This is a genomic window from Paraburkholderia sp. MM5482-R2, assembly GCF_050436125.1.
In the GTDB taxonomy this organism is placed as follows: Bacteria; Pseudomonadota; Gammaproteobacteria; order Burkholderiales; family Burkholderiaceae; genus Paraburkholderia; species Paraburkholderia tuberum.
On record NZ_JBNDLP010000004.1, the window covers coordinates 136,654 to 160,596 of the forward strand.

Genomic DNA, 23,943 nt, shown 5'->3' on the forward strand with positions numbered 1-23,943 from the left:
TTGCAACCGGATAGTGCGCAGCCAGTCGCACCATCCGCGGCGCCGTGCGGCGGTCGGTCGCGAAAGCGAGCCACGCGCACGTGCTTTGGAAAAACGCTCTAAAGAATACTGTCCAACGCCTTGGCGAGCCTGGCGACCACACCTTCGACGTCATGCAGTTTATCCAGCCCAAATAATCCGACGCGGAAGGTTTTGAAGTCTTCTGGCTCGTCGCATTGAAGGGGAACACCGGCCGCGATCTGCAAGCCGGCATCGGCGAACTTCTTGCCGGATCGTATGCCGTCATCGTCCGTATAGCAGACCACGACGCCAGGAGCCTGAAAACCTTCAGCCGCCACGCTTTTGAAACCTTTGTCACTCATGAGCGAGCGAATGCGCTTGCCGAGTTCAAGCTGCTCGGCTCTGACTTTCTCGAAGCCATATGCCTCGGTTTCCTTCATGACGTCGCGCAGCGTCGCGAGACTGTCCGTGGGCATCGTGGCGTGATAGGCGAACCCGCCGTTCTCGTAGGCTTCCATGATCTGCAGCCATTTCCCCAGATCACAAGCGAAACTGGTGCTGGTCGTTGCGTCGATTCTTTCGCGGGCGAGAGGGCTGAGCATGACCATTGCGCAGCAGGGTGATGCGCTCCATCCTTTTTGCGGTGCGCTGATCAGGACATCGATGCCGCTGGCCTGCATGTCCACCCAGATCGTACCGGAGGCGATGCAATCCAGTACAAACATGCCGCCGACGGCATGCACCGCGTCGGACACCGCGCGCAAGTAGGCATCAGGCAGCATCATCCCGGATGCGGTTTCGACATGCGGCGCAAAGACCAGATCCGGCTCGTTTTCCTTGATCGCAGCGACGACTTCTTCGACCGGAGCCGGTGCATATGCGGCCTGCCTACCTCGTTCGACCGGACGGGCCTTCAACACCACCGATTCAGACGGAATGTCGCCCATGTCGAAAATCTGCGACCAGCGGAAACTGAACCAGCCATTGCGGATGACCAGACACTTCCTGTTCGTCGCGAACTGCCGGGCGACGGCTTCCATGCCGAAAGTCCCGCTGCCCGGGACGATAACGGCCGACTTCGCGTTGTAGACTTTTTTCAGGGCGCCGGAAATATCGCGTACGACTCCTTGAAAGAGCTGCGACATGTGATTGATTGATCGGTCGGTGTAGACGACCGAATATTCGAGGAGTCCATCGCGGTCGACATCGGGAAGTAGACCTGGCACGTTCGCCTCCGGTAATTGACGAGTAAAAGAATCGAAAACAGATTCTAACGAAAGCCGCCTGCAACGGCAGCGGCCGAGACGCCCCTGCCCTTCTTCGATCGCAGTCGCCCCCAAAGGTGGCGCCGCTCGCCTCGTCCCGACTGCTTCTCAGGGGAAGATCGGTGTCGTGGGCTCCGCGCCCTCGATATCGGCCTTCGGAAAATGCTGCGCGACCATCTGCTCGATCTCCTGTTCGCGCGATCCGGGCACGTCGGCCATGATCAGGAGCTGGCCGTCACGGATGGCGTTTCGAAAGCGCTCGAGTCGTGCATTCGGTTCGGCGACGCCGATCATCGCGGCCGTCCAGGCCCCGAAGCCGGCACCCGCCAACGTCAATGCGACGACGGCTCCGCCCGCAATTGCGAGCTCCGCGGGAGGAAACGCCAGCGCCACGAGGCCGACAAGCGCTCCGGTCGCACCGCCGAGCGCCACGCCTCGTTCGAGCGAGTGCACGACGTCGCTGCTCTGCAGCAAAGTTGCCTCGGGTAACTGTTCGAGTGCGACGCTGTGATTCGCGAGAACATGGAGATGTCGCCATGTGATCCGCGTCCGCAGCAGGTCGTCTACGATCGCCTTCGCCGTCGACGTGTCAGATGCGAGGAAATAAAGACGTCTCATCTCGACCCTCCATCAATCAAGCCGTCCTCAAACGGGACTATGCCGTTCATCGTACGCCTGCGGCAGGCAAAAGTTGGCTCTGGGCAGGTGCGTGCCGTGTTTGGATGGCTGGTCGCCGCTGTATGCCAGCTTACAAATTCGGAAAACTTCTCCTGGAGACATAGGGTTGAGCAAAAATCTGCTGACAGACTATTTCGCGTAGTTCCGGCAAACCATGCAGGTTTGCGGTCCACATTACGTTAGGCGTCTAAACGGAGGCAAACGATGACACGCGTTCGCGTTGCGGGCTTCACCATTTCGCTCGACGGATACGGTGCAGGCCCGAATCAAGACATCAACAATCCGCTCGGCGTTGGCGGGACGGAACTGCATCAGTGGCTAGTCCCAACACACACGTTCCAGCAAGCCTTGTTCGGCAAGGACGGCGGTACGACCGGGGTTGACGATGATTTCGCCGCCCGTGGCTTTCAGAATGTCGGGGCCTGGATTCTTGGGCGCAACATGTTCGGACCCATTCGTGGGGACTGGCCGGACACAAACTGGAAAGGCTGGTGGGGAGACAATCCACCGTATCACGTTCCAGTCTTCATCTTGACCCATCACGCTCGTCCCCCCATCGAGATGGCAGGCGGCACGACGTTCCACTTCATAACAGGAGGCATTCGCGAGGCGCTCGACCGTGCACGCGAGGCCGCTGCCGGAATGGACGTGCGGATTGGCGGTGGGCCGGACACAATTCAGCAGTATCTTCGCGAGGGCCTCATCGATGATCTGCACATTGCCGTCGCGCCGGTCCTGCTCGGCCGGGGAGAATCGCTGTTCGAAGGGGTCGACTTGCGGGCTCTGGGATACGAATGCGTTGAATTCGTAGCGTCGGAGAAGGCCACGCATGTCGTCCTAAGACGCCAAGGGCACACGGACGCCTAAGCACTCGCTGAAGGCCTCTTGTACCGCATACTTCAGTGAATCACACCACCGAAAGGATCGACATGGTTGCTGACCTTGCACGCTCCTGGTTGACCTGGAGCGTGCCTGCAGCCGCTGCGCAGGCCTCCGGTCGCCCGCTCGTGGCGCTGGAATCGACCATCATCGCCCACGGCATGCCCTACCCGGAGAACGTTCGCACTGCGCGCGAAGTGGAAGCCTTGATCCGTGACGCGGGTGCCGAGCCGGCGACTATTGCGCTGATCGATAAGCGAATCCATATCGGCCTTTCGGATGACGAACTGGAAACGATCGGCCGATCGGACCGCGTACATAAGGTCAGCCGCCGCGACCTGCCGGCCGTGCTGGCCGGCGGCGGGCTGGGCGCCACGACCGTGGCTGGCACGATGATATGTGCGGCGTTGGCCGGCATCGAGGTCTTCGTCACCGGAGGCATTGGCGGCGTACACCGAGGCGCGCATGAAACCTTTGACATCTCGGCCGACCTGCAAGAACTGGCGAAGACCTCGGTGGCGGTGATCTGTGCCGGTGCGAAGTCCATCCTGGACATCGGGCTCACATTGGAATACCTGGAAACCCACGGCGTGCCGGTGCTCAGTTGCGAACAGGACAATTTTGCGGCGTTCTACACGCGTGACAGCGGCTTTCGCGCGGACTTCAGGCTGGACGATGCGGAGGAACAGGCACGGTTCATTCGCACCAAGTGGGACCTGGGCCTCGACGGCGGTGTGGTGTTGAGCACTCCGGTGCCGGAAGCCGCAGCGATGTCGTTCGAAGAGATCGACGCGCTGACCCAGCAGGCGCTCGACGAGGCCGCTGCACAAGGAATCACCGGCAAGGCCGTCACCCCCTTCCTGCTGGCGCGCATCAAGGCGTTGACAGGCGGGCGCAGCCTGGCGACAAACATCGCGCTCGTGAAACACAACGCCGAGGTCGGCGCAAGGCTGGCGCTAGCGTTGGCACGCTCAAAGCCCAGCACAGGCGCGGTGTAGCCTCACTGCTGTTTCGCGCGGCTGGTGATTTCCTTGACGACCACCGCGCTGATTTCGAGCCAGTGCCGAAGCTGTTCGCCCGGCCGCTATATGAGGCGCTGGCTCGTCGATATCTGCCTCGCGGAAGTCCCAGGCGTCCAATCGGCAATGCGCGAGACGCACCTTCTCCGCTGCTTTCCACCGGTCGACAACCGCGCCGATGGGTGGCAGCGATGCGTCGGCCGCCGCCCGGGGCGCAGGGCTCCACGAAGCCAGCCCCGTGCTATCTTTGACGGATTCGACACCTTCCTCTCAGGAGGGCGCGTGGACGTCGCCGTGTGGCTGCACAGCCTCGGAATGGAGCGGTATGAACCGGTGTTTCGCGAGAACGCCATCGACGCCGACGTGCTTCGCGATCTCACCGCGGACGATCTGAAAGAACTGGGTATTGCGTCGGTCGGTCATCGCCGCAAACTGCTCGATGCCTTGACTGAATTGCGGGCGCGAACCGGGCCCCGGCATAGCGCCGCGAGCCCTGGCGAGGCGAAAGGCGAACGACGGCAGGTCGCCGTCCTGTTCGCCGATCTGTGTGGCTTCACGCGGATGAGCCGTGAAGTCGACGCGGAGGAAGTACTCGCCGTGCTCGATCGCTACTTCGAGCAGGTTGACCGCACCATCGAGCAGCATGGCGGGCACGTCGACAAGCACGTCGGCGACTGCGTCATGGCAGTATTCGGCGCGCCGGTCTCGCATGGCAATGATGTCGAACGCGCCGTGCGGGCGGCACTCGCGATCAGGGACGGGATGCCCGACCTGTCGCGTGCGCTCGGCCGCCCGGTCTGCGTGCATATCGGCATAGCCGGCGGCGAAGTCGTCGCAAGCGGCACCGGTAGCGCGACTCACAGGGAATACACCGTCACCGGCGACACGGTCAACCTCGCCTCGCGTCTCACCGATGCGGCAGAGCCGGGGACGATCCTGATCTCGGAAAGCGTGCGACGCCCGCTGGCTGACCGCCTGGACTGTGTCGAACGCGGCGCGCTGTCGGTCAAAGGCTTCGCGCAAGCGGTCACGGCGTGGTGTATTGCCGGCCTTCGGCGCTCACGCCCGGGCCGGCCGTTCGTCGGCCGGCATCATGAGATGCGGCAGTTTCGATCCGTGCTCCATTCCTGCCGCGACACCGGAGGCGGACGCACCGTTCTGCTGCGCGGTGAGGCCGGGATCGGCAAAACACGCCTGGTCGAGGAATTCGAACGCGAGGCGCGGGAGTCAGGATTCCTTTCTCATACTGGCCTCGTGCTCGACTTCGGTGCGTCAACCGGACGTGGCGCAATCCAGTCTCTCGTGCGCGGCCTGTTGGCAGCCGACGGCTCAACTGACGGAGCTGCGAGGGCCACTGGCGTCGAGCACGCGCTCGCCAGCGGTTTGATCGACGCTGGCGACGCACTCTTTCTCGAAGATCTGGTCGATTTACCGATGGGGTTCGAGGACCGGGCGGTCTACGACGCCATGGACAATGAAATGCGCGTTCGCGGCCGACGCAACGCCCTGACCCGGCTCGTCCAACGCGCGAGCCGCCAGCAACCTCGGGTACTGGTCGTCGAGGATATTCACTGGTCGGACGAATCGACGCTTCGCGACCTCGCCGGACTATCGGCAACGATGGCGGGATGTCCGGCCGTACTCGTGCTGACAGTGCGGACGCACGGCGATTCGAGTGAAGAGCCGTGGCGCGTGGCGACCGGCGGACCGTATTCGCTGATCGATCTGGGTCCGCTGAGCGCCGGCGACGCGCATGCGATGGCCAGATCGTTTCCCGGGACGCAGGCAGGTCTGGCGGGACGCTGCATCGAACGGGCGGCGGGCAACCCGCTGTTTCTCGAGCAGTTGCTGAACGATGCGCAGGACGGCGAAGGGACCGGCGTGCCGGGGTCGGTGCGAAGCCTCGTACAGGCGCGGCTCGATCGGCTTGATCCCGCCGATAAGACAGTGCTGCAGGCTGCCTCGGTGCTCGGCCAGTTGTTCGAGAAGGAGGCAGTCGATTTTCTCGTCGATGGCGCCGGCGCCGATGCGGATGCCGGCGTTGCGCTGGAACCGCTTGTGATCGGTCTGCTGTTACGACGTCAAGGCACCGGATTCATCTTCCATCACGCACTGATTCGCGACGCCATTTATGACGGGCTGCTGAAAAGCCGGCGCCGCGATTTGCATCGTCGCGCCGCACAGTGGTACGGCGAGCGCGACCTCGTCCTGCGAGCCGAACATCTCGATCGCGCGGGAGAACCCGGGGCAGCGCTCGCCTATTGCGAAGCAGCGCGCTCGCAGGCGTCGGGACACCGCCATGAAGCCGCGCTCCGGCTTGTCGCACGAGGGCTCGATCTCGCGGATCAACGTAACGACCGCGCCGCGCTCGAGTGTCTACATGGCAACGTCCTGCATGACCTCGGCGACATGAAGTCGGCACTTCATGCATTCGAAATCGCCCTCGAATATGCGACGACGGACGCGGAGCGTTGCCGCGCATGGATCGGGCGGGCCACGGTGAAACGGATCATCGACGATCTCGACGGTGCATGGGCCGACCTCGACTCCGCCGCTGAAGCTTCCCAAGGCCTGTTGCGCGAAGAGGCGCGCATTCACTTCCTGCGCGGCAATCTGTGTTTTCCACGCGGCGATATCGACGGCTGCGTGCGTGAGCACGGGCGCAGCCTTGCCCTCGCGCGCGACGCGTGTGATCCCGAACAGGAGGCGGCCGCACTCGGCGGCCTTGGCGATGGCGAGTACATGCGCGGCCGGATGATCAGCGCCCACGCGGCCTTCAGCCGCTGCATCGAACTCTGCCAATGCCATGGCTTCGGACGGATCGAGGTGGCCAACCTTCCGATGCGGGCGATCACGACGTGGTTTACCGGCGAAGCCGCGCGCGCACTCGACGCCGCGCTTGCCAGCGTCGCCGCAGCGCAGAAGGTGGGGCATCCCCGCGCACTCGCCGTCGCCCATCACGCTGCCTGGCACTGCCTGCACGATCGCGCGGAGTGGGATCGCGCGTGGGAGCACGTCGCTCCTGCGCTACAGTGCGCGCGCGAGCTGAAATCAAGGCGCTTCGAAGGTGAAGCGCTCGCGTTTCGCGCGGAATTGCATCGGGTCGCCGGCCGTCCGCGCGAAGCGCGCGCCGATATCGAAGCGGCGCTGTCGATCAGCCGGGAGACCGGCATGAACTACCTGGGCCCCGCTTATCTCGGCGTGCTCGCGCGCACGACGGACGACCCCGTTGTCTTCGCACAGGCGCTCGCGGAGGGCGAAGCTTTGCTCGCGGCCGGAGCGGTGAGCCACAACCACTTTCTGTTTCGACGTGATGCGATAGATGCATGCATCGACCGCAAACGCTGGGATGCGGCCGCGCACCATGCTGCGGCCCTTGAAGACTACGCACGCCGCGAGCCATCGCCCTTTTCCGGATTTTTCGTGGCGCGCGCTCGGGCGCTTGTCTCGTATGGAACCGGCAATCGCGATCCGGCGTCGCTAAAGGAACTCCAGCGGCTACGGCAGGAGGGCAGCAGCCTGGGTTTCCTTTATGCGCTCCAGGCGATCGAGGCCGCGCTTGCGGGCGAGGCCGATAGAGGAGGATAGGGTCGCCGCGCTCACTCCGGTTGACGCCGTCCAACCATCACCGTATCTTGCAATCCAAGGTAAAGCGATATGACACGGCAGTTGTGTCTGACTGTTTTCCGTTGACCTGGCCACGACGATGAACATTGACGATCGGCTTCTCGAGAGCAAAATGATCGCGATCGAGCAGGCGAGATCATGGAGTCCGCGCGTCATTTCCAAGCTCGAGACTCTGATCAGGAGCGGCGACGAGCTGTCCGTTTACCGGGTCAATCCGCTGGCGTTTGCGCGAGATCGCGGCATAAGCGAGGCTGAATGCATTGACCTCTTTCTTCATGCGGCGCGATACGGATTGTTCGAGATGAACTGGGACGTTCTTTGTCCGCAGTCGGGAATGGTCCTCCACAGCTTCGGATCATTGCGCACTCTCAAGACCCATTACGTCTGTGGGCTATGCGACGTTACGGGCGAAACCGACCTCGACGATTTCATCCAGGTCACGTTTTCAATATCGCCCGAACTTCGGAGGCTGACGTTCCACGATCCCGAGTCGCTTTCCGTGGAAGATTTCCACTGGAAACTGCGATTTAACGGTGACGGTCGGTTCGCCGGCCAGCAAGTCCGGTTTCTCGACTTCTTGCGGGGGCTAGTGCGCGGCCTCACGTTCCTGCCGCCAGGTTCGACGACGACCCTGCAGGCTGTTCTTGGCCCCGGTGCCTTGACGGGTGTGAATGTCGAGACACAAGCCGCTCTCATTGTTCCGATCGCTGGTGAGGCCGCTACCTCGCCGACACTGTTGCAGGTCGGTTATGACGGTCAACGGTTTGCCCCGGCGCTCTCCGTTGTGCCGCCTGGTCCTGTCGTCATTCAAGTAAGGAATACCGGGAGCACGCGCGGGTCGCTGCTCTTGATCAATTGGCCTCCAGAGGTCGTCGCTCAGGCCATCAAGCCGCCGCTCGAATTCGAACCGTATCTCTCCGGCGGGGCGCTGGTGGCGCGACAAACCTTCCGGCGCCTGTTCCGCTCGGAGAACGTTGACGAGAAGGAAGGCCTTGGGATTCGGCAAGTGACGTTCGTTTTCACGGATCTCAAGGGTTCGACGGCCATGTATGAACGCATCGGTGATCTGAATGCGTACGGCCTCGTCAGACAGCATTTCGCCTTGCTCGAGATGATCGCACAACGGTATTCCGGCGCTATCGTAAAGACGATTGGCGACGCTGTGATGGCCGTCTTTTGTCGACCAACGGACGCAGTTTCCGCGTCGTTGAGTATCGTGGAGGAAATCGGGCGCTTCAATCGCGAACGTGGAGAACCGGCGATCATCCTGAAGATCGGGGCACATTGCGGGCCGTCGATTGCGGTGACACTGAACGACAATCTCGATTATTTCGGCCAGGCCGTCAACGTCGCCGCGCGCGTGCAGTCTCTCGCCGACGCCGGGGAGATTTGCATTTCGGAAGCGCTCTATAGTGCGCCTGGGGTCCGCGACCTCCTTGGTGGCCGCACTGTCGTCGAATTTGAGGCTCCGCTTCGCGGCCTCCCGGGCAGGGCAAGCGTGTATCGCATCGTGTCCGAGTGGTGACGGCTTACGGCGCCGATCTTGCCTCCTCCTGGGGCTATTCCTGTTTGCTCAACGTCGAACCCGACAGGTGCCGTGATGGAGAAGAACGACGCAGCCGGTTTGCTCCCTATGCACGGCGTTCGGCCGCGTTCCGAGGAAACGCTCGCGACCTGGATCTGCTGGTCAAAGAAATCGTTCGACACGGACAGCGGATTTTGCAAGGTTGGTAGAACCCAAAGGAGCCAGCATGAACATAAGCAATGCGAGCAGAATAATCGGCGCAATGATAATTGCGGCCATCGCGAGCGGCGCGGCCTATGCGAACGCGCAACAAGGTATGAGCGCGACGGCCGGCGCGGTCGCACAAAGGGTGGCGGCCTCGGGCTCGCCGCCTCGACCCAGGCCGGATACTTCGATAGTTCGTGACGTTCGCCGCGCCCTCAGGCGTGTACCGGATATGGATGATTCAGAGATTCACATCAGGGCGAGCCACGGCGTCGTCACGCTCACCGGGTCGGTGCCGGAAAGCTGGCAGATCTCGCGCGCTGGCAATGCAGCAAGATCAGTGCTGGGAGTCAAGTCGGTGACGAACAGATTGACAGAGCGAAAGAGCGATGCAGCAAGCATTGAGCAACGTCTCGCGGCATCGGCCGGATAGGCTCGAGGTTGATTTCATCACTTCGGGAAGCTCCACGAAGACGCAACGCGCGACTGTTGCGCGAAAACCTGATTTCGGGGTCGTTCTCGCCTCAGCTCGCTGCATTTAGCCCTTCACGCGTTCCGATCGCGGATCGTATGGCGCCCTAAGATGCACGGTTGCCCTCACCTGTTCGCCCGCCACGTCGATCGTATAGCGGCCTTGCGTGAGCCACGCAGCATCGGCGGCACCATCGGCACGGTTCACGAAACCCATTGCAACCGGACATCGCAATGTATGCCCAAACGCGGCTGAGGTTACCGCCCCTACCGGCTTGCCGTCGCGCAAGATTGCTTCGCCACCGCACAGCATCAGATGTTCGGCTCCGTCGACCATCAGGGTAACGAGACGCCGGCGCAGCGGCGCCTCGCGCAGACGCAGAAGGGCGTCGCGACCGCGGAAGGCGATGTCCTGGTCGAGCTTGCAGGCGAACGCCAGGCCTGCCTCGAACGGATTGCAATCCGGCGAAAGCTCGCGGCCCCAGGCCCGATAGCCTTTTTATGACGCTATCGAGCGACGACATTCGCTGCGTCTCGAGCATACTGCGTGGGCGGCAGCCCGACATGACGCGTGAACGCGACGCTGAATGCGCTCGCCGAGCCGTAACCGACACGTTCCGCGATCACCGCGATGCTGACTTCGTTCCGGCGCAGCAGGCTCCTGGCGACGGCCATGCGCCACGACAACAGATACTCCATCGGTGCCACGCCGACTGCGCGGCTGAATCGATCGAAGAAAGAGGACCGTGAAAGCGCGGCGGTTTTTGCGAGTTGTGCGATCGTCCAGGGCTTGTGCGGACTCTCGTGCATATGACGGATGGCGAGCGCGAGACGGGCGTCGGCGAGGCCGCGGACGAGTCCGGGCGACGCCCCCGTCCCCGTGGCTCGCAACGCTTCAATGAAGAGCACCTCGAGCAGTCGCGCCAGCACGACCTCGCGCGCGGGCCGCTGCGCGCGCGATTCTTCCCTCACGAGCTTGACGAGCGTCGCCAGCCTGGGTTCACCGCGCACGTGCGCGAGCTTGGGCAAGAGCGAGACAAGCAAGGCCGCATCCGGCGAACCGAACGCGCAGAGGCCCGCAAGCCATTGGGCTTCTGGCGCGACTGATGCATCGCCGAAACGAAAGCTGCCGTCGGGCAGTGCCGCGGGCGCGATATCGGAGACGTCGTCATCGTCGGGCGGGTTGATGCTCGTCATCGCGAAGCTAAAGACTTCGGGCACGAGCACGAAGTCATCGGCCTGAAGAATGAGCGGCTCGCAACCATTGACGGATAGACGGAAGGAACCTTCGAGCACCACGCAATAGAACGGCTGGCCGACTTCCGTGCGGCTCGCGCGCCAGCGCCCGGCGCCGCTCAGCACTTTCGAGAACGTGGGCGTCGGCTTCAGCAATGTGACGATTTCGGCGAGCGGGTCGATCATGATCGGACGATTTCGAATGAAACCTGGACGCTCAATTGTAGCGAGTCCGGGTGGTCAGGACTTATTGTGTTGGGACTGTCACCAACCACAGGATTCGATATGAAGACCGTCTTGATTACCGGTTGCTCGTCCGGCTTTGGCCTCGAAATCGCGCGTTATTTTCTGGATCGCGACTGGCGCGTTATCGCCACGATGCGCGCGCCACGCGAAGACCTCTTGCCGCGCTCCGATCGTCTTTCGATTCTCGCCCTCGACGTGAAGGACCCGCAAAGCATTCGCGCCGTCATCGATGCCGCCGGTCGGATCGACGTGCTCGTCAACAATGCGGGTATCGGTTTTCTGAACGCGCTCGAAGGAACGCCGATGGACACCGTGCGCGATATCTTCGAGACCAATACGCTCGGTACCATTGCGATGGCGCAGGCCGTGTTGCCGCAGTTCCGCGAGCGCCGCGAAGGTGTGGTCATCAATGTGACGTCGACCGTCACCTGCAGACCGCTGCATTTGCTGTCGGTCTACACCGCGAGCAAGTCCGCGGTCAACGCGTTCAGCGAATCGCTCGCGCTCGAACTGGAGCAGTTCAATGTGCGCGTGCGTGTCGTGCTGCCGGGACGCGCGCCTTCCACCCGCTTCGGCGAGAACGCGCAGGCACGTATGAAAAACGGATTCGCCGAGCCGTACGGCGTGCTCGTGGAGCAGATTTTCGCAAACTGGCAGAAAGAAACGGCCGTCACGCACGCATCGGATGTCGCCGAAGCGGTTTGGCTCGCAGCGACCGATTCATCGAGCCCGTTCAACATCCCCGCCGGCGAGGACGCTGTCGAGTGGTACAACGCGGCCGCTAAATAGGGGTGCCCTCAAGAAACGGATTTTTTCGTACGCTAAGACTGGAGCTTGGTCGATTTCGCAGCACGCGACGGCCTGAATCGCCCCTTGGCGACGCGTTTGTTGGCGTGCCATACATAGTCACCTGTCAGGTTGACGTGGTTCCAGCCGAGCGGAGCGACGTGCGAAATCAGGCTGTCGTCGATCTCACGCTGCTGCCGCAAGGCGGCAATTGAACGCTCCAGATACACCGTGTTCCACAGCGTGATCACAGCCACCACAGGTTCAGGCCACTGGCCCGGTAGCGCTGGTTTTCGTACGAACGGTCCCGTATCTCGCCCAGACGATAAAAGAACACCGCTCGCGCCAGTGAATTGCGGGCTTCGCCCTTGTTCAGCCCGGCGGACACGCGCCGACGTAGAGCCGGATCCTGAAGCCACTTCAGCGTGAACAGCGTGCGCTCGATGCGGCCGAGTTCGCGCAAGCCGACAGCGAGACCATTCTGGCGCGGATACGCACTCAGCTTGCGCAGGATGAGTGAAGCCGTCACTGTGCCTTGCTGAATGGACGCGGCTAACCGGACCAGATCCTGGAATTCCCGCTCGATCAATTTCCGGCTGATCGATCCTCCGATCAGCGACGACAGCGCCGGCCAATCGCCCGGCTCGCCGGGCACATACATATATCAGATCCTGGCGGGCGGGCGCCGCCCGGAAATCGAAGGTGTCGAGGAAAGTCGGGGAATAGCGCCGCATCTGCGTGTAGTGGTCAACGAGGAGTGCCGTGGAATCGAATTCCGCGTTACGTGCGAGCTGTTCCGCTTCGCGCACGCTTGCGGTAAAAGTCTCCCACGGCACAATGGCCTCGATCGCGCGGAATGGATCGTCCCCGGTTTCCTTTGCGGCGATCAGTGCGCCGCCGACTTCCGCATAGAGACGCACCTTGTCATTGACGGCTTTACCCTCGGCCGCGAAGCGCTTTTCATACTTGTGCTTGGCCTTGGTGAAGAACGATCCAATCAGGCGATCATGCAGGTTGAGAGTCTGATCGGTCAGCGTCGCGGCCGTACCGGCGCTCGCACGCGTGGCGCTGACGACAATCATGATTGCGGCGGTGTAGACGCGCCGGCCGAGAAAGCGCACCGAGAATGGCGTGGTACGACCGGCGACAGTCGGCGCAGCAGAAGCTGTAGCGGAACTCGCAGTGGCAGCGAGCTTCGTATGAAATTCCGCGCGGCTTGCGCGGGTAGCGGGCGCTATGGAATACGCCACCGCAGCGACAACGCTGCGCGCGGGTCTGTTTGGCGTAGTCCTGATCGATACGTAACAGCAGGTGATAGAAGTTGGGATCGCAGGCACTCACGTGGCACACTCTGGCAGTCTCGGTTCTTGGCAGACACGAGACTCTCCCCTGGGCGTCGTTTGTACAAGATGCCTGAGGGAGACCCCCTCCGCTACATCACGCAAGCTGCTCAAAACGCCCCCAATTCCCATCGATTTACGTGCTCACGCTCACTAGCGTACGAAAAAATCCGAATCTTGAGGGCACCCCAACTTCTCCACCGTAACCGGGTTGTCGGCCTGAATCACATCGGCAGCCTGCGTGAAGAAACGTCGCATCACACGCCATAGGCGTGCGCCGGCAATGCCGACGGTTCCTTTGCCGGAATTATGCCCGGCTCGGAAACCACCAGTTCCACTCATCGCACTGTTCAAATTTCCGGCCCCAGCTCTCGTCAGCATCTCATAACAACCTATTCAGATGAATAGGTTTATCTCAAAAAATATGTGAAGTAAAAATCATGACTCGGATTTCTGAAGTTAAGGAAACGCTGATTTATTCAGCTCGGTGATCATCGCTGGCGTAGGCGAGAACGCTATAGAAGGCAGCTCACGGAACAGACCCACGACGATGAAAAGGCAGATCGGCTTCGTGGAAGCGGAAATTGCAGTCCAGAAACGAGTGACGAGGTGCCAACGCTTCCTGGCCGAGATGGATAAGGTCGTTGCGTGGCAGCGCCTGCTGTCGGCAATCTAGCCGCCCTATCCGAAGGGCACGAGAGACCATCGTTTACGCGTCCAATTCACCGAATTGAGCGTCGATGCGCTTCGTCATCCGGAAAGTTCAACGCCATCTCGCCTGCAACTTGGGCAGTTTGTCCATTGATCAGCGTTTCCTTAACGATAATTCTGGATGTCGGTAATCACATGCCACTGAATAAAAAGTTCATTTATCCGATGACCGAAGTTCCCTGAGCAGCGCGCCATTGGTAAATGAAAGTGTCTATCGTTTAGCTATCGCGCAATTCGGTTGGTTCGACTGCGTGATATCGACGGATGTACCAGTATCGTATTGGTTTCACCGCCTGTCCGGGGGGAGCCTTTCAGACGAGTTCGAACCTGTGCAGGAGATATTGATAAATGACCTACATCGTTGGATCGGGTTGCGACAGGTGCAAATATACGACTTGCGTTGATGTATGCCCAGTCGACGCCTTTCGTGAGACTCCAACGTCTCTCGTCATCGATCCGGAGAGCTGCATTGATTGCGGCGTATGCGAGCCGGAATGTCCGGTCGAGGTGATTTTCAGCGCGCGCGACGTCCCGGTGGGCGAAGCGGGTGCAATCGAACTGAATCGCACGATGGCGGCCGTCTCGCCGTCAATCACGCAAAGCCGAAGGGAGCGTGCCAGACGTCCGGTACGTCCAGCCACCCCTTCTTTCCACTGACAAAGAAGCCTTCATATGATCACAATCCAAGATATGCCCGTTGCAGACTGGGTCGCACACATGGAACGCGCGGATGCGTCGGACTGGGCGAAGAGCAACGAGAACGCCACGCTGCGGGCCGAAATCGTCGCCGCATGCGCACGGCTAGGCGAACTCGCTTACCGCGACCGCGACGAGCGTGCACTGGCGGAGATGCACCTGACGCTCGCGCTGATCTATGCGAAAGATTTCGAGTCCGCCCGCATCGAGCATGTCGGCCGCGAGACGCAGCCGATTCTGCGCGACATCGCGGCGTCGCTCGAACGCGCGATGCTGAACGCCGAGCTCGGGCTGATCGACGATCGGCAGGTGAGCGACTATCCGCGGACCGGCACCAAGTATGTCACTTGGCTGAAGAAGCTGATTTCGCAGCACACGTCGAGCGTGCATTCGCTGTACAACGACTTCATCGCGAAAGAGGCGACCCGGGAAGATATCGCGTTCTACCTCGCGCAGGAGACGAACCTCGATCCGCGCTTCGACGACATCCTCGCGCTGATGCAGGTCGGCACCGAAGTCGGCCAGAAGCTCGAAATCGCGAAGAATTATTTCGACGAGATGGGCAACGGCGAGCCCGCGCGCGTGCACTCGAAGATGTTCAGCCATGCGCTCGGCTCGATCGGCGTCGACGGCGAATTCGTCGCCGAGAACATGCTGCTCGACGCTCGGATATCCGGCAATCTGTCAGCGTGCCTCTCGCTGTATCGGCGCCACTATTTCAAGGCGGTTGGCTATTTTGGCGTGACCGAATACATCGCGCCGCGCCGTTTCAAGCACGTCGCGGAAGCGTGGCGCCGTAACCGCCTTCCGGAAGCAGGTATCGCGTATCACGACGAGCACATCGTGATCGATACGCATCACGCGAACGGCTGGTTCAATAACGTCGTCGCTCCGTTGGTCGACGCGGATCCCGCGATTGGCCGGGAAATCGCGATCGGCGCGGTGATCCGGATGAACTCGTCGGAGCGCTATCTGGACAAGCTGCTGTCGGTGCTCGAAGCCCGCCGCCGCGTGCCGGTCGCGGCGTGAGCGGCAACCGCATCCCCCAATCTTGAGAACAAACATGCCCCTGAACGAACAAGGTTTCGACATCGTCAAGCTCCCGGCGGTTGACCAGGCACTTCTGAACAGCTTCGACGATCTGCATCCAGACATCTACATCGGCAACCGCAGCCGCTTCCGCCGTTTCTCGCAGTACAAGATGACGCATCGAGACGGTCGCTGGCAGTTCGAACTGCTACCGCATCGGCCTTACATGACGTTCTCCAAATACAACAAGGTCGCCGGAGGAATCCAGCGGCACTACGAGCCGTTGCGCGTTGATTTCACCGAGCAGATCGCTACTGGTGCCAAGGCGATTCCGTTGCCGACCAACGACGAATGGCAGATCAACGTTCACCAGTACCGCGTGATCGCCAACGACAAAGTTGCCGGCGTTCCGGTGCCCGAAGGCCCGCATCAGGACGGGCACGATTTCGTGATGATCGCTGTGATGAAGCGTCACGACATTACCGGCGCGGAAATGAGCTTGCTGCCGCTCGGCGGCGAGGGCGAAGCGTTCTTCAAGGCGACGGTGCAGGAAGGCGAGGCGGCGCTGCTCGACGATCGCCAGATGTTCCATTACGTCACCGACATCGAGCCGATCGAAACCGAAGGCCATCGCGACATCTTCGTGATCGCGTTCTCGCGCTGGGCCGATCGTTGGCACGGCGAGGATTTCGAGCGCAAAGTGGCCACCGAGGAACTGAAGGCCGGGGCCGGCGCAGCCTGATCGAACGAAACGAATGGAGATAACGATGAGTGAATTTTCACGCGACATTCTGTTTAGCCGAATGATCGGTCTGGTGACGCAAGCGCAGATGGATGTACTTGCGGGCAAGCGCGTCGCGGTGCCGGGCTGCGGTGGAACCGGCTACACATACGCCGAATGTCTCGTTCGGATGGGCGTGGGCGGGATCAACGTCGCCGACGCGGATACATTCGGTCCGGAAAACATGAATCGTCAGTTCGGCTGCACGGTGGACACGATCGGCAGAAAGAAGTCCGACGTGCTGAACGAGCGGCTGGCGTCGATCAATCCGGAAGTTTCGATTTGTACATTCGACTATCTGGACGAGCACAACATCGACGCGTATCTGACCGACGTGGACCTCGTGTGCGACACGCTGGATTTCTTCGTAATCCGACCGCGCCGTCTGCTGTATGCGAAGGCGCGCGAGCGCGGCATTCCGGTGCTGATTTGCTCGCCGGTCGCGTTCGGCGTGACCGGGCATCTATTCGATCCGCACGGCATGTCGTTCGACGACTACTTTGGTCTCAACGACGAGCAGGACGAACAGGCGCAGCTTGAGCGCTTCGGCAACGGGATAACGCCTGCGATGCTGTATCGCGCGTACGCGGAATCGCCGTCGCTCGACTTCGGCGCGAAGAAGGTGGCCTCGCTCAGCGCGAGCTGTCTGATGGCAACGTCGTGGGGCTCGTCGCTCGCACTGATGATGCTGCTGGGAATCGAGCACGAGTTCAAGGCCGTGCCGTACTGCTACCAGTTCGACATTCGCGCGGCCCGGTTCTGCGAGGTTGCGTCGCCGGCCGACACAGCCAGGAATGCGACCGCGCACGCGCGTGTCGTCGATTGCTGCTGACGGGGGGCGTATGTCGGGACCTGCCACTTACACGATTCAGGACTGGGTATTTCGCGATGCGGCCGGACGCTATGAGATTGATCTCGGCGACAGCAACGCGCCGTGCCTGACGGTCGGGGATATTGCGGACGCGTCGCGCGTCGTGCTCGATTACGGCAGCGATCGCGGCAGCGCGCGCCTGCGCGAGCAGGTGGCGGCGTTGTACCGGTGCCCGTCGCGCGAGGTCGGCATCGCGCACGGCGCTCAGGAGGCGCTGTATCTGATCTATCGAGCGTTGCTGCGGCCAGACGATCACGTGATAGCGTTCAAGCCTGGCTGGGCGCAGTCGTGGAACGTGCCGGCACGGATCGGGTGCGCGCTAACGGTGCTCCGGTACACGCGCGACTTCGATCTCGATCTGGAAGCCATCGCACAGGCGATCCGGCCGAATACGCGGGCGCTCGTGCTGAACGTGCCGTGCAATCCGACCGGGCGCGGCATCACCGACGACGACCGACGGCATCTGATCGCGATGCTGCGCGCGCGGCGAATCCACCTGATCGCGGACGAGGAGTATCTGCAGGACTTTGGCGAATCGTTCGTGCACGACTACGAGCAGGCGGTTTCGGTGTCGAGCCTGTCGAAGCTGTTCGGTGCGCCGGGGTTGCGAGTCGGCTGGATGTGCGGACCGAAGGAGATCGTCGCCGCCGCGATGGCGTACAAGCACGAAACGACTATCTCGAACTCGGTGTTGTGCGAGTCGCTCGCGAGCGCGGTGCTTGTCGAGCGCGACCACTACCTGCGTCACTATCGCGCGTTGATCGGAGCCGGTAGCCAGATTTTGCGCGAGTGGGTGCGCCGTCATGCCGGGGAGGTCGAACTCGTCGAGCCACAGGGCGCGCCGTTCTGCTGGCTGCATCTGCGCTCGGCGGAGCCGTCGCTTGAGTTTTGTCGGCGTGTGTTGATCGATACCCGTGTGCTGACGATGCCGGCGGAGGTCTTCGATCGCGAGCGGGGGATGCGCCTGACATTCGCACGCGAAGCCGGGGAGCTTCGCGAGGGCTTGCGGCGCATCGCGTCTCAATTCACTTCGCAAGTCGCGTGAGTGCGACCGGAAAAGAGATATGAATAAACGACACATTTTCATCGACGGCGCGTCCGGCACGACGGGATTGCAGATCCGCGACCGTCTGACACGCCATCCGGGTGTGAAACCGATCGATATCGATCACGCGTCGCGCCGTGAGGTGGAAGCGCGCTACCGGATGATGCGTGCGGCCGACGTCACGATCCTGTGCTTGCCGGATGACGCGGCGCGCGACGCGGTCGCGCTTGCAGCGGATGCGGGCTGCCGGCTGCTCGACGCGAGCTCCGCGCATCGCATCGCGGACGGCTGGACGTTCGGTCTACCGGAACTGCACCCGGGGCAACGTGCGCAGATCCGCGACGCCGCGCGCGTATCGAATCCCGGATGCTATGCAACGGGCGCGATCCTGCTGCTGCGTCCACTCGTGGATGCGGCGCTGTTGCAGGCTGATCGCGAGTACGCGGTGACGGCCGTGTCGGGCTACACGGGCGGCGGCAATCGGCTGATCGAGCGTTACGAGGCGGCGGGCGCGCACGCGCCGGCCTTCGCCGCTTATGGCCTCGATTTCGGACACAAGCACGTCCCGGAGATCGCCAAGTGGTCGGGGCTCGGAAGGGTGCCGTGCTTCCTGCCGGCGGTCGGCAACTTCCGTCAGGGGATGCTCGTATGCGTGCAGCTCGACGATCTGCCAGGCGTGCGTGCAAACGATTTACACCACGGTCTGTCAACCTTCTACGCGAACGAGCGTTGCGTGCGCGTGCGGCCGTACGGCGAAACCGATCCCGAGACCGCGCCGTTCCTGACGCCGCATGAGATGGAGGGCAGCAATCACGTCGATCTGTACGTGTTCGGCCCTCGTGACGGCTGTCGCGCGCTGCTCGTCGCGAAGCTGGACAACCTGGGCAAGGGCGCGTCCGGCGCCGCGGTGCAGAACCTCAACATTATGCTGGGCCTCGACGAGCACACGGCCACCGTGCTCGAACGGTGACGCGGATTGATCGCGTCTCCGACATCGACGGGTCGAGCTACCATTTTTCACCTTCTCACATGCGCAACGAATCGTTCGATTTTCGAAAATACGATGCTCTCGGCAACGACTATCTGGTTGTCGATCCGCGGCATTGCGGTCTGCGAATGACGCCGGAGACGGTGCGCAAACTCTGCGACCGGCATCACGGTGTCGGCTCGGACGGCATCGTGCTCGGCCCGATCGTCGACGGCGGGCGGCTGGGCTTACGGCTCTTCAATGCGGACGGCAGCGAATGCGAAAAAAGCGGTAACGGGCTGCGCATCTTCGCCCGTTCGCTGATCGACGCTGGCTATGTGAGTGCGTCGAAGTTCACAGTCCGGCTTGAATACAGTGGACAGGACATCGACGTCGACTGCCTCGACTGCCGCGACGACCTCATCAAGGTCGCGATGGGCGCGTATGCGCTGCACGGTCCGGGCCTTCCCGTGCGCGCCGACGGGTGTGACTTCATTGACCGGCCGATTAGGCTTCGTGACACGGAGGTGCGTGCGAGCTGCGTCGACATGGGCAATCCGCATTGCGTCGTAATCGGTGAGCCGGTGAACGAGGCGACGGCGCGTTCTTTCGGAAGGGAAATATGTAGTCATCCATATTTTCCGAACAAGACCAACGTCCAGTTCGTGGAAGTGATTGCCCACGACCGGCTGAGGATCGAGATCTGGGAGCGGGGCGCAGGATACACGCTCGCGTCTGGCAGCAGCAGTTGCGCGGCCGTCGCCGCGTGCCGCGAACTCGGGCTCGTAGACGATCGCGTGACGGTCGAGATGCCGGGCGGAACGGTCGTCGTAGAGATCGGCAGCGGCAGGAACGTATTCCTGACCGGCCCCGTCAAGTGCGTGGCTGCGGGCGTTTTGGCCGACGATCTGAAGCGCGGTCTGACTGACGCACAACGATAATTTTGCATGGAACCGGAGACGTCAATGAAATTCGTTCACCGCGACGCCGACGAGGGCGATCTGCCGCGCATCGTCGACATCTACAACCATGCGGTGCTGACGCGCGAGTGCACGTGCGATCTCCGGCCGATCGATGTCGAATCTCGCGTCGAATGGCTACGCAAGCATCGCGGGTCGCGCCGGCCGGTATGGGTGGCCATCGACGGCGATGCGCCCAGCTCGCCCGTAGCCGGCTATTTGTCGTTCGGCTATTTCATGAACGAGCGCGAAGGCTACTTCGTGACCGCGGATCTCGCGATCTATCTGCATCCGGACTATCACGGCAAGGGCCTCGGGCGCTATCTGCTCGACGCGGCGATCCGCCATGCGCCGTCGCTCGGCATCGAAGTGCTCGCCACGACGATCTTCGCGTCGAACACCGCGAGCATCAGGCTGTTCGAGCGGGCGGGGTTCGCAACTTGGGGCGTAATGCCGCGCGTCGCCCGGCTCGGAGACGTCGAACGCGATCTCGTGATGGTGGGGCGTCGCGTGACGACGGACTGAAGGCTAATCGAAAAAAGATATCGAATGTATACGACAGAAGCACCCCCAATCCCGATCAGAAACGTCCTTTCGTCGAGGAACATCCGCTGGTGGCGGAAGCGACGCGGCTCCGCCTGGTGAGGTTGGACCAGAGCCTGAACATCGTCGTCAGCGGACGCGACGGCGACGCGCTCGCGCAGTTCCGCTGCATCGGGTCGTGGTTTCGGATTTTTCTCGATCTGGACGTTCCAAGCGCGCGCGGCCTGTCGTTCTTCCGCCGCTTCGTCGCTCTGGGCGCCGCGCACCAGTGCGCGAACTCGTGGCGTCGACCGTCAACTTGCATTGGCACCGTCGACAGCCATGTGACGGGCATTCTGCGCGTGTTGGACGCCGCCAACCGCGGGCATGCGATCGCGAAGACGATCGAGCTGGAATTGAACTGCGCGTCCAAGACGCGACGATCCGGGACCTGCCGTACGCCGCGTAACGCGGCTGACGCGCAGCGGCGCCGGCCTTTTCTCTGACCTTAACTGACCACGTATTCATGAAACCGATCGATCTCGCCCGTCTAGTCCTCCTGTCGGCCATCTGGGGCTCGAGCTTCCTGCTGATGCGCATCGTCGTTCCCGGCACCGGCATCGTCACCACCACCTTCCTGCGCGAAGGCCTCGGCGCGTCCGGGCTCGCGCTGGTGCTGCTGTTCGCCCGTCTGCCGTGGCGGTTCGACGGCAAGCTGCATCTCGCGATGCTACTCGGTGTGTTGAACTCGGCCGTGCCGTTCCTGCTGTACAGCGTCGCGGCGGAAGTGCTGCCGTCAGGCTATTCCGCGATCATCAACGCGACTACGCCGATGATGGGCATTGTGATTGGCGCGATGTTTTTCGCGGAGCGCGTCACACCTGCAAAGTCACTGGGCGTCGTGGTGGGTCTGTGCGGCGTCGGCGTGCTGACACAGCGCGGGCCCGTGACGTTCGGATGGCAGGAGTTGCAGGGTGTCGTCGCGTGTTTGCTCGCGGTCGCGTGCTACGGCTTCTCGGGCTTCCTGACGCAACGCTGGATCGCCGGTCGCGGCGGCCTCGACAACCGTCTGCTCGCGTTCGGCAGCCAGTTCGGTGCGGTGGTCGTGCTGGTGCCGCTGTTCGGGTATCAGGCATTCCTTCACGCCGCGCATCTGCCGTCGGAACCGGGCACGTGGCTCGCGATCGCGGCGCTCGGGTTCGGCTGCTCGACGCTCGCCTATTTGCTCTATTTCCGGCTGATCGCCGACATCGGCCCACTCCGCTCGATGAGCGTGACGTTCCTGGTGCCGCTGTTCGGCGTGGTGTTCGGCGCAATCTTCCTGCACGAGCGTCTGACGCTCGCGCACCTGACGGGCGGCCTGTTGATCGCCGTCGCGCTGTATCTGGTGCTTGTGCCATCGCGCTCGAGTGCGGTTCGCGTACGCGCGTCGTTGCCGAGCCGTTGACGCGGCGCGTTGCGCAGCGTCGCTACGATCCCGTGAATCTTTCATTGAGTGCCAGGAGTCATGCATGAAAACTTTGGCGGTAGCGCTGCAATGGACGCTTCCATTTCTTATCGTGCTGTCGGTGCTAGAGGGGCTGGCGTTCCGGTGGCTGGCCCGCAACGACTATGCGTGGAACGAGAACCTCGTGTCGGGCATACTCGGCGCGATGGACATCGGGTCCGAGGTGCTCGCCGCGAGCGTCGGCGTGGGCCTGTTTCAATGGCTGTGGGATCACCGCTTGTTCACGATCCCGGTCGCCACTTGGTGGGGCATGCTGCTGTTGTTCGTCGCCGTCGATTTCGCGTATTACTGGCAGCATCGGTTCGCGCACGAGATCCGCTGGTTCTGGGCGAGTCACATGGTTCACCACACGCCGACCCATTACAACCTCGCGATGGGATATCGGGTAAGTTGGCTCAGTAAGATCACCGGCATTTTCCTGTTCTACACGCCGTTGATCTGGCTCGGCTTCTCGCCGGGCTGGGTGTTCGTGATGCTCGGCCTGAACCTGCACTATCAGTTCTGGCTGCATTCGCCGTTGATAGGCCGGCTCGGCTGGTTAGAGCACCTGCTCAACACGCCGTCGCATCACCGTGTCCATCACGCGTCGAATCCCCTTTATCTGGACAAGAACTACGCCGGTGTTCTGATTTTCTTCGACAAGATGTTCGGCACGTTCGTCGAGGAGCGCGACGACGAACCTTGCCGCTATGGCCTGGTTCATCCGATCGGATCAAACAATCCATTGCGCCTTTCACTGCACGAGTGGGTCGCGATGGCGCGCGACGTCTGGAATGCGAAGACGCTGCGCGGATGTGTCGGCTACGTGTTCGGTCCGCCGGGATGGCGGGAGCGGGAGCGAGGGGGCCGCGACGCGGGGCAGCAGGGCACTTCTCGAAACGTAAGCGCCAGTGTCGAGTAAGCGCTAGGGCATGTCATCTTGATCGGGAGGTCAAGTGAGCTTCCCCCGGAATTTCGCCTTCCAGTAGTGGCGGTTGTTTCGTCATTGCGGATGGCCTGGAGTGGTCGTACGGGTGGTCTGAGCGACGTGGGTCAAAGCCGCATTACACATTGAGCGATTGCGAGGGTGTCAGGCGAGAATGGTGCCCCATTTTCTACTGCGCGGTTTCCATGCTCCCAATCGCCCCATCCTCTTCTGACAAACTGACTGACGACGATCGCGCTTCAGGCGCTGACGGGTATCCGCCGGCCTGAACAAGGGCGAAGCCCGCAATTCACTGGCGCGAGCGGTGTTCTTTTATCGTCTGGGCGAGATACGGGACCGTTCGTACGAAAACCAGCGCTACCGGGCCAGTGGCCTGAACCTCGTGGTGGGCTGCGATCACGCTGTGGAACACGGTGTATCTGGAGCGTTCAATTGCCGCCTTGCGGCAGCAGCGTGAGATCAACGACAGCCTGATTTCGCACGTCGCTCCGCTCGGCTGGAACCACATCAACCTGACAGGTGACTATGTATGGCACGCCAACAAACGCGTCGCCAAGGGGCGATTCAGGCCGTTACGCGTGGCCAAATCGCCTAGGGCGAAGTCTTAGCGTACGAAAAAATCCGTTTCTTGAGCGCACCCCAAATAGCACGAGT

The 23,943-nt window shown here is 62.0% G+C and carries 20 protein-coding genes and 4 pseudogenes; 19 read left to right on the forward strand and 5 right to left on the reverse strand.

The window, feature by feature from the left end; all coding sequences use genetic code 11:
- Positions 1–98 precede the first annotated feature (98 nt).
- Both OKW37_RS36685 and OKW37_RS36690 read right to left on the reverse strand, forming a co-directional pair.
- Positions 99–1,226, reverse strand: a complete 1,128-nt coding sequence (locus OKW37_RS36685; protein WP_429402366.1) for an aminotransferase class V-fold PLP-dependent enzyme — start codon at positions 1,224–1,226, stop codon at positions 99–101.
- 147 nt (positions 1,227–1,373) lie between these two features.
- Complete coding sequence (locus tag OKW37_RS36690) at positions 1,374–1,883, reverse strand: DUF1269 domain-containing protein (RefSeq protein WP_429360496.1); 510 nt, start codon at positions 1,881–1,883, stop codon at positions 1,374–1,376.
- A gap of 264 nt (positions 1,884–2,147) precedes the next feature.
- On the opposite strand from OKW37_RS36690, the gene OKW37_RS36695 reads away from it, so the two are divergent.
- The 5 genes from OKW37_RS36695 (at position 2,148) to OKW37_RS36715 (ending at position 9,630) form a co-directional block, all read left to right on the forward strand.
- On the forward strand, positions 2,148–2,810 hold the full coding sequence (locus OKW37_RS36695) for a dihydrofolate reductase family protein (RefSeq protein ID WP_184055663.1): 663 nt from the start codon (positions 2,148–2,150) through the stop codon (positions 2,808–2,810).
- Between the two features lie 62 nt (positions 2,811–2,872).
- Entirely contained in the window at positions 2,873–3,820 is a 948-nt protein-coding gene (locus OKW37_RS36700) for a pseudouridine-5'-phosphate glycosidase (protein WP_429402536.1), read from the forward strand.
- A 303-nt stretch (positions 3,821–4,123) separates the two neighbouring features.
- Positions 4,124–7,429 (forward strand): adenylate/guanylate cyclase domain-containing protein, encoded by a 3,306-nt coding sequence (locus OKW37_RS36705; RefSeq protein ID WP_429402365.1) that lies wholly within the window; start codon positions 4,124–4,126, stop codon positions 7,427–7,429.
- A gap of 118 nt (positions 7,430–7,547) precedes the next feature.
- Complete coding sequence (locus tag OKW37_RS36710; protein WP_184058874.1) at positions 7,548–8,993, forward strand: adenylate/guanylate cyclase domain-containing protein; 1,446 nt, start codon at positions 7,548–7,550, stop codon at positions 8,991–8,993.
- Between the two features lie 226 nt (positions 8,994–9,219).
- Positions 9,220–9,630, forward strand: coding sequence for a BON domain-containing protein (locus tag OKW37_RS36715; RefSeq protein ID WP_184058875.1), 411 nt, complete (start codon positions 9,220–9,222; stop codon positions 9,628–9,630).
- A 105-nt stretch (positions 9,631–9,735) separates the two neighbouring features.
- Here the strand turns inward: OKW37_RS36715 and OKW37_RS36720 are convergent.
- Both OKW37_RS36720 and OKW37_RS36725 read right to left on the reverse strand, forming a co-directional pair.
- A pseudogene (locus tag OKW37_RS36720) lies at positions 9,736–10,167 on the reverse strand (glycine cleavage T C-terminal barrel domain-containing protein); the annotation flags it as partial.
- A gap of 8 nt (positions 10,168–10,175) precedes the next feature.
- The gene (locus OKW37_RS36725; RefSeq protein ID WP_429402364.1) at positions 10,176–11,090 is read right to left on the reverse strand and encodes an AraC family transcriptional regulator; all 915 of its coding nucleotides are present in this window, start codon (positions 11,088–11,090) and stop codon (positions 10,176–10,178) included.
- A gap of 99 nt (positions 11,091–11,189) precedes the next feature.
- Between OKW37_RS36725 and OKW37_RS36730 the strand changes: the two genes are divergently transcribed.
- Positions 11,190–11,939: an SDR family oxidoreductase gene (locus tag OKW37_RS36730; protein WP_429402363.1), complete on the forward strand. Its 750-nt coding sequence runs from the start codon at positions 11,190–11,192 to the stop codon at positions 11,937–11,939.
- A 32-nt stretch (positions 11,940–11,971) separates the two neighbouring features.
- Here the strand turns inward: OKW37_RS36730 and OKW37_RS36735 are convergent.
- Positions 11,972–12,597: pseudogene (locus OKW37_RS36735) on the reverse strand (Tn3 family transposase); the annotation flags it as partial.
- A 1,229-nt stretch (positions 12,598–13,826) separates the two neighbouring features.
- Between OKW37_RS36735 and OKW37_RS36740 the strand changes: the two are divergent.
- The 13 genes and pseudogenes from OKW37_RS36740 to OKW37_RS36800 all read left to right on the forward strand — a co-directional run.
- Positions 13,827–13,949, forward strand: a pseudogene (locus OKW37_RS36740) (IS5/IS1182 family transposase); the annotation flags it as partial.
- Positions 13,950–14,335: 386 nt separating this feature from the next.
- Positions 14,336–14,644 carry a 4Fe-4S dicluster domain-containing protein gene (locus OKW37_RS36745; RefSeq protein WP_429402362.1) on the forward strand — a complete coding sequence of 103 codons (309 nt, stop codon included), beginning with the start codon at positions 14,336–14,338 and terminating at the stop codon, positions 14,642–14,644.
- 15 nt (positions 14,645–14,659) lie between these two features.
- Positions 14,660–15,712, forward strand: coding sequence for an iron-containing redox enzyme family protein (locus tag OKW37_RS36750; RefSeq protein ID WP_221309066.1), 1,053 nt, complete (start codon positions 14,660–14,662; stop codon positions 15,710–15,712).
- A gap of 34 nt (positions 15,713–15,746) precedes the next feature.
- Positions 15,747–16,454, forward strand: a complete 708-nt coding sequence (locus tag OKW37_RS36755; protein ID WP_184058883.1) for a 2OG-Fe dioxygenase family protein — start codon at positions 15,747–15,749, stop codon at positions 16,452–16,454.
- A 25-nt stretch (positions 16,455–16,479) separates the two neighbouring features.
- Positions 16,480–17,325, forward strand: coding sequence for a ThiF family adenylyltransferase (locus OKW37_RS36760; protein ID WP_429402361.1), 846 nt, complete (start codon positions 16,480–16,482; stop codon positions 17,323–17,325).
- Positions 17,326–17,335: 10 nt separating this feature from the next.
- Positions 17,336–18,409, forward strand: coding sequence for a pyridoxal phosphate-dependent aminotransferase (locus tag OKW37_RS36765; protein ID WP_184058887.1), 1,074 nt, complete (start codon positions 17,336–17,338; stop codon positions 18,407–18,409).
- A gap of 19 nt (positions 18,410–18,428) precedes the next feature.
- On the forward strand, positions 18,429–19,379 hold the full coding sequence (gene argC / locus OKW37_RS36770) for an N-acetyl-gamma-glutamyl-phosphate reductase (RefSeq protein ID WP_429402360.1): 951 nt from the start codon (positions 18,429–18,431) through the stop codon (positions 19,377–19,379).
- A 59-nt stretch (positions 19,380–19,438) separates the two neighbouring features.
- Positions 19,439–20,317 carry a diaminopimelate epimerase gene (dapF, locus tag OKW37_RS36775; RefSeq protein ID WP_187613064.1) on the forward strand — a complete coding sequence of 293 codons (879 nt, stop codon included), beginning with the start codon at positions 19,439–19,441 and terminating at the stop codon, positions 20,315–20,317.
- Between the two features lie 24 nt (positions 20,318–20,341).
- Positions 20,342–20,860 (forward strand): N-acetyltransferase family protein, encoded by a 519-nt coding sequence (locus OKW37_RS36780; protein WP_429402359.1) that lies wholly within the window; start codon positions 20,342–20,344, stop codon positions 20,858–20,860.
- Positions 20,861–20,949: 89 nt separating this feature from the next.
- Positions 20,950–21,363 carry a hypothetical protein gene (locus OKW37_RS36785; RefSeq protein ID WP_184058895.1) on the forward strand — a complete coding sequence of 138 codons (414 nt, stop codon included), beginning with the start codon at positions 20,950–20,952 and terminating at the stop codon, positions 21,361–21,363.
- Between the two features lie 20 nt (positions 21,364–21,383).
- Positions 21,384–22,304: a DMT family transporter gene (locus OKW37_RS36790; RefSeq protein ID WP_429402358.1), complete on the forward strand. Its 921-nt coding sequence runs from the start codon at positions 21,384–21,386 to the stop codon at positions 22,302–22,304.
- A 64-nt stretch (positions 22,305–22,368) separates the two neighbouring features.
- Positions 22,369–23,265 (forward strand): sterol desaturase family protein, encoded by an 897-nt coding sequence (locus OKW37_RS36795; protein ID WP_429402357.1) that lies wholly within the window; start codon positions 22,369–22,371, stop codon positions 23,263–23,265.
- Between the two features lie 274 nt (positions 23,266–23,539).
- Positions 23,540–23,897 (forward strand): annotated as a pseudogene (locus OKW37_RS36800) (Tn3 family transposase); the annotation flags it as partial.
- Positions 23,898–23,943 lie beyond the last annotated feature (46 nt).

Bases quoted from the DNA above. Each gene is read 5' to 3' on its own strand.
- OKW37_RS36690 (WP_429360496.1), bottom strand. From the start codon at position 1,883: ATGAGACGTCTTTATTTCCTCGCATCTGACACGTCGACGGCGAAGGCG.
- OKW37_RS36695 (WP_184055663.1), top strand. From the start codon at position 2,148: ATGACACGCGTTCGCGTTGCGGGCTTCACCATTTCGCTCGACGGATAC.
- OKW37_RS36700 (WP_429402536.1), top strand. From the start codon at position 2,873: ATGGTTGCTGACCTTGCACGCTCCTGGTTGACCTGGAGCGTGCCTGCA.
- OKW37_RS36710 (WP_184058874.1), top strand. From the start codon at position 7,548: ATGAACATTGACGATCGGCTTCTCGAGAGCAAAATGATCGCGATCGAG.
- OKW37_RS36715 (WP_184058875.1), top strand. From the start codon at position 9,220: ATGAACATAAGCAATGCGAGCAGAATAATCGGCGCAATGATAATTGCG.
- OKW37_RS36725 (WP_429402364.1), bottom strand. From the start codon at position 11,090: ATGATCGACCCGCTCGCCGAAATCGTCACATTGCTGAAGCCGACGCCC.
- OKW37_RS36730 (WP_429402363.1), top strand. From the start codon at position 11,190: ATGAAGACCGTCTTGATTACCGGTTGCTCGTCCGGCTTTGGCCTCGAA.
- OKW37_RS36745 (WP_429402362.1), top strand. From the start codon at position 14,336: ATGACCTACATCGTTGGATCGGGTTGCGACAGGTGCAAATATACGACT.
- OKW37_RS36750 (WP_221309066.1), top strand. From the start codon at position 14,660: ATGATCACAATCCAAGATATGCCCGTTGCAGACTGGGTCGCACACATG.
- OKW37_RS36755 (WP_184058883.1), top strand. From the start codon at position 15,747: ATGCCCCTGAACGAACAAGGTTTCGACATCGTCAAGCTCCCGGCGGTT.
- OKW37_RS36760 (WP_429402361.1), top strand. From the start codon at position 16,480: ATGAGTGAATTTTCACGCGACATTCTGTTTAGCCGAATGATCGGTCTG.
- OKW37_RS36765 (WP_184058887.1), top strand. From the start codon at position 17,336: ATGTCGGGACCTGCCACTTACACGATTCAGGACTGGGTATTTCGCGAT.
- argC (WP_429402360.1), top strand. From the start codon at position 18,429: ATGAATAAACGACACATTTTCATCGACGGCGCGTCCGGCACGACGGGA.
- dapF (WP_187613064.1), top strand. From the start codon at position 19,439: ATGCGCAACGAATCGTTCGATTTTCGAAAATACGATGCTCTCGGCAAC.
- OKW37_RS36780 (WP_429402359.1), top strand. From the start codon at position 20,342: ATGAAATTCGTTCACCGCGACGCCGACGAGGGCGATCTGCCGCGCATC.
- OKW37_RS36790 (WP_429402358.1), top strand. From the start codon at position 21,384: ATGAAACCGATCGATCTCGCCCGTCTAGTCCTCCTGTCGGCCATCTGG.
- OKW37_RS36795 (WP_429402357.1), top strand. From the start codon at position 22,369: ATGAAAACTTTGGCGGTAGCGCTGCAATGGACGCTTCCATTTCTTATC.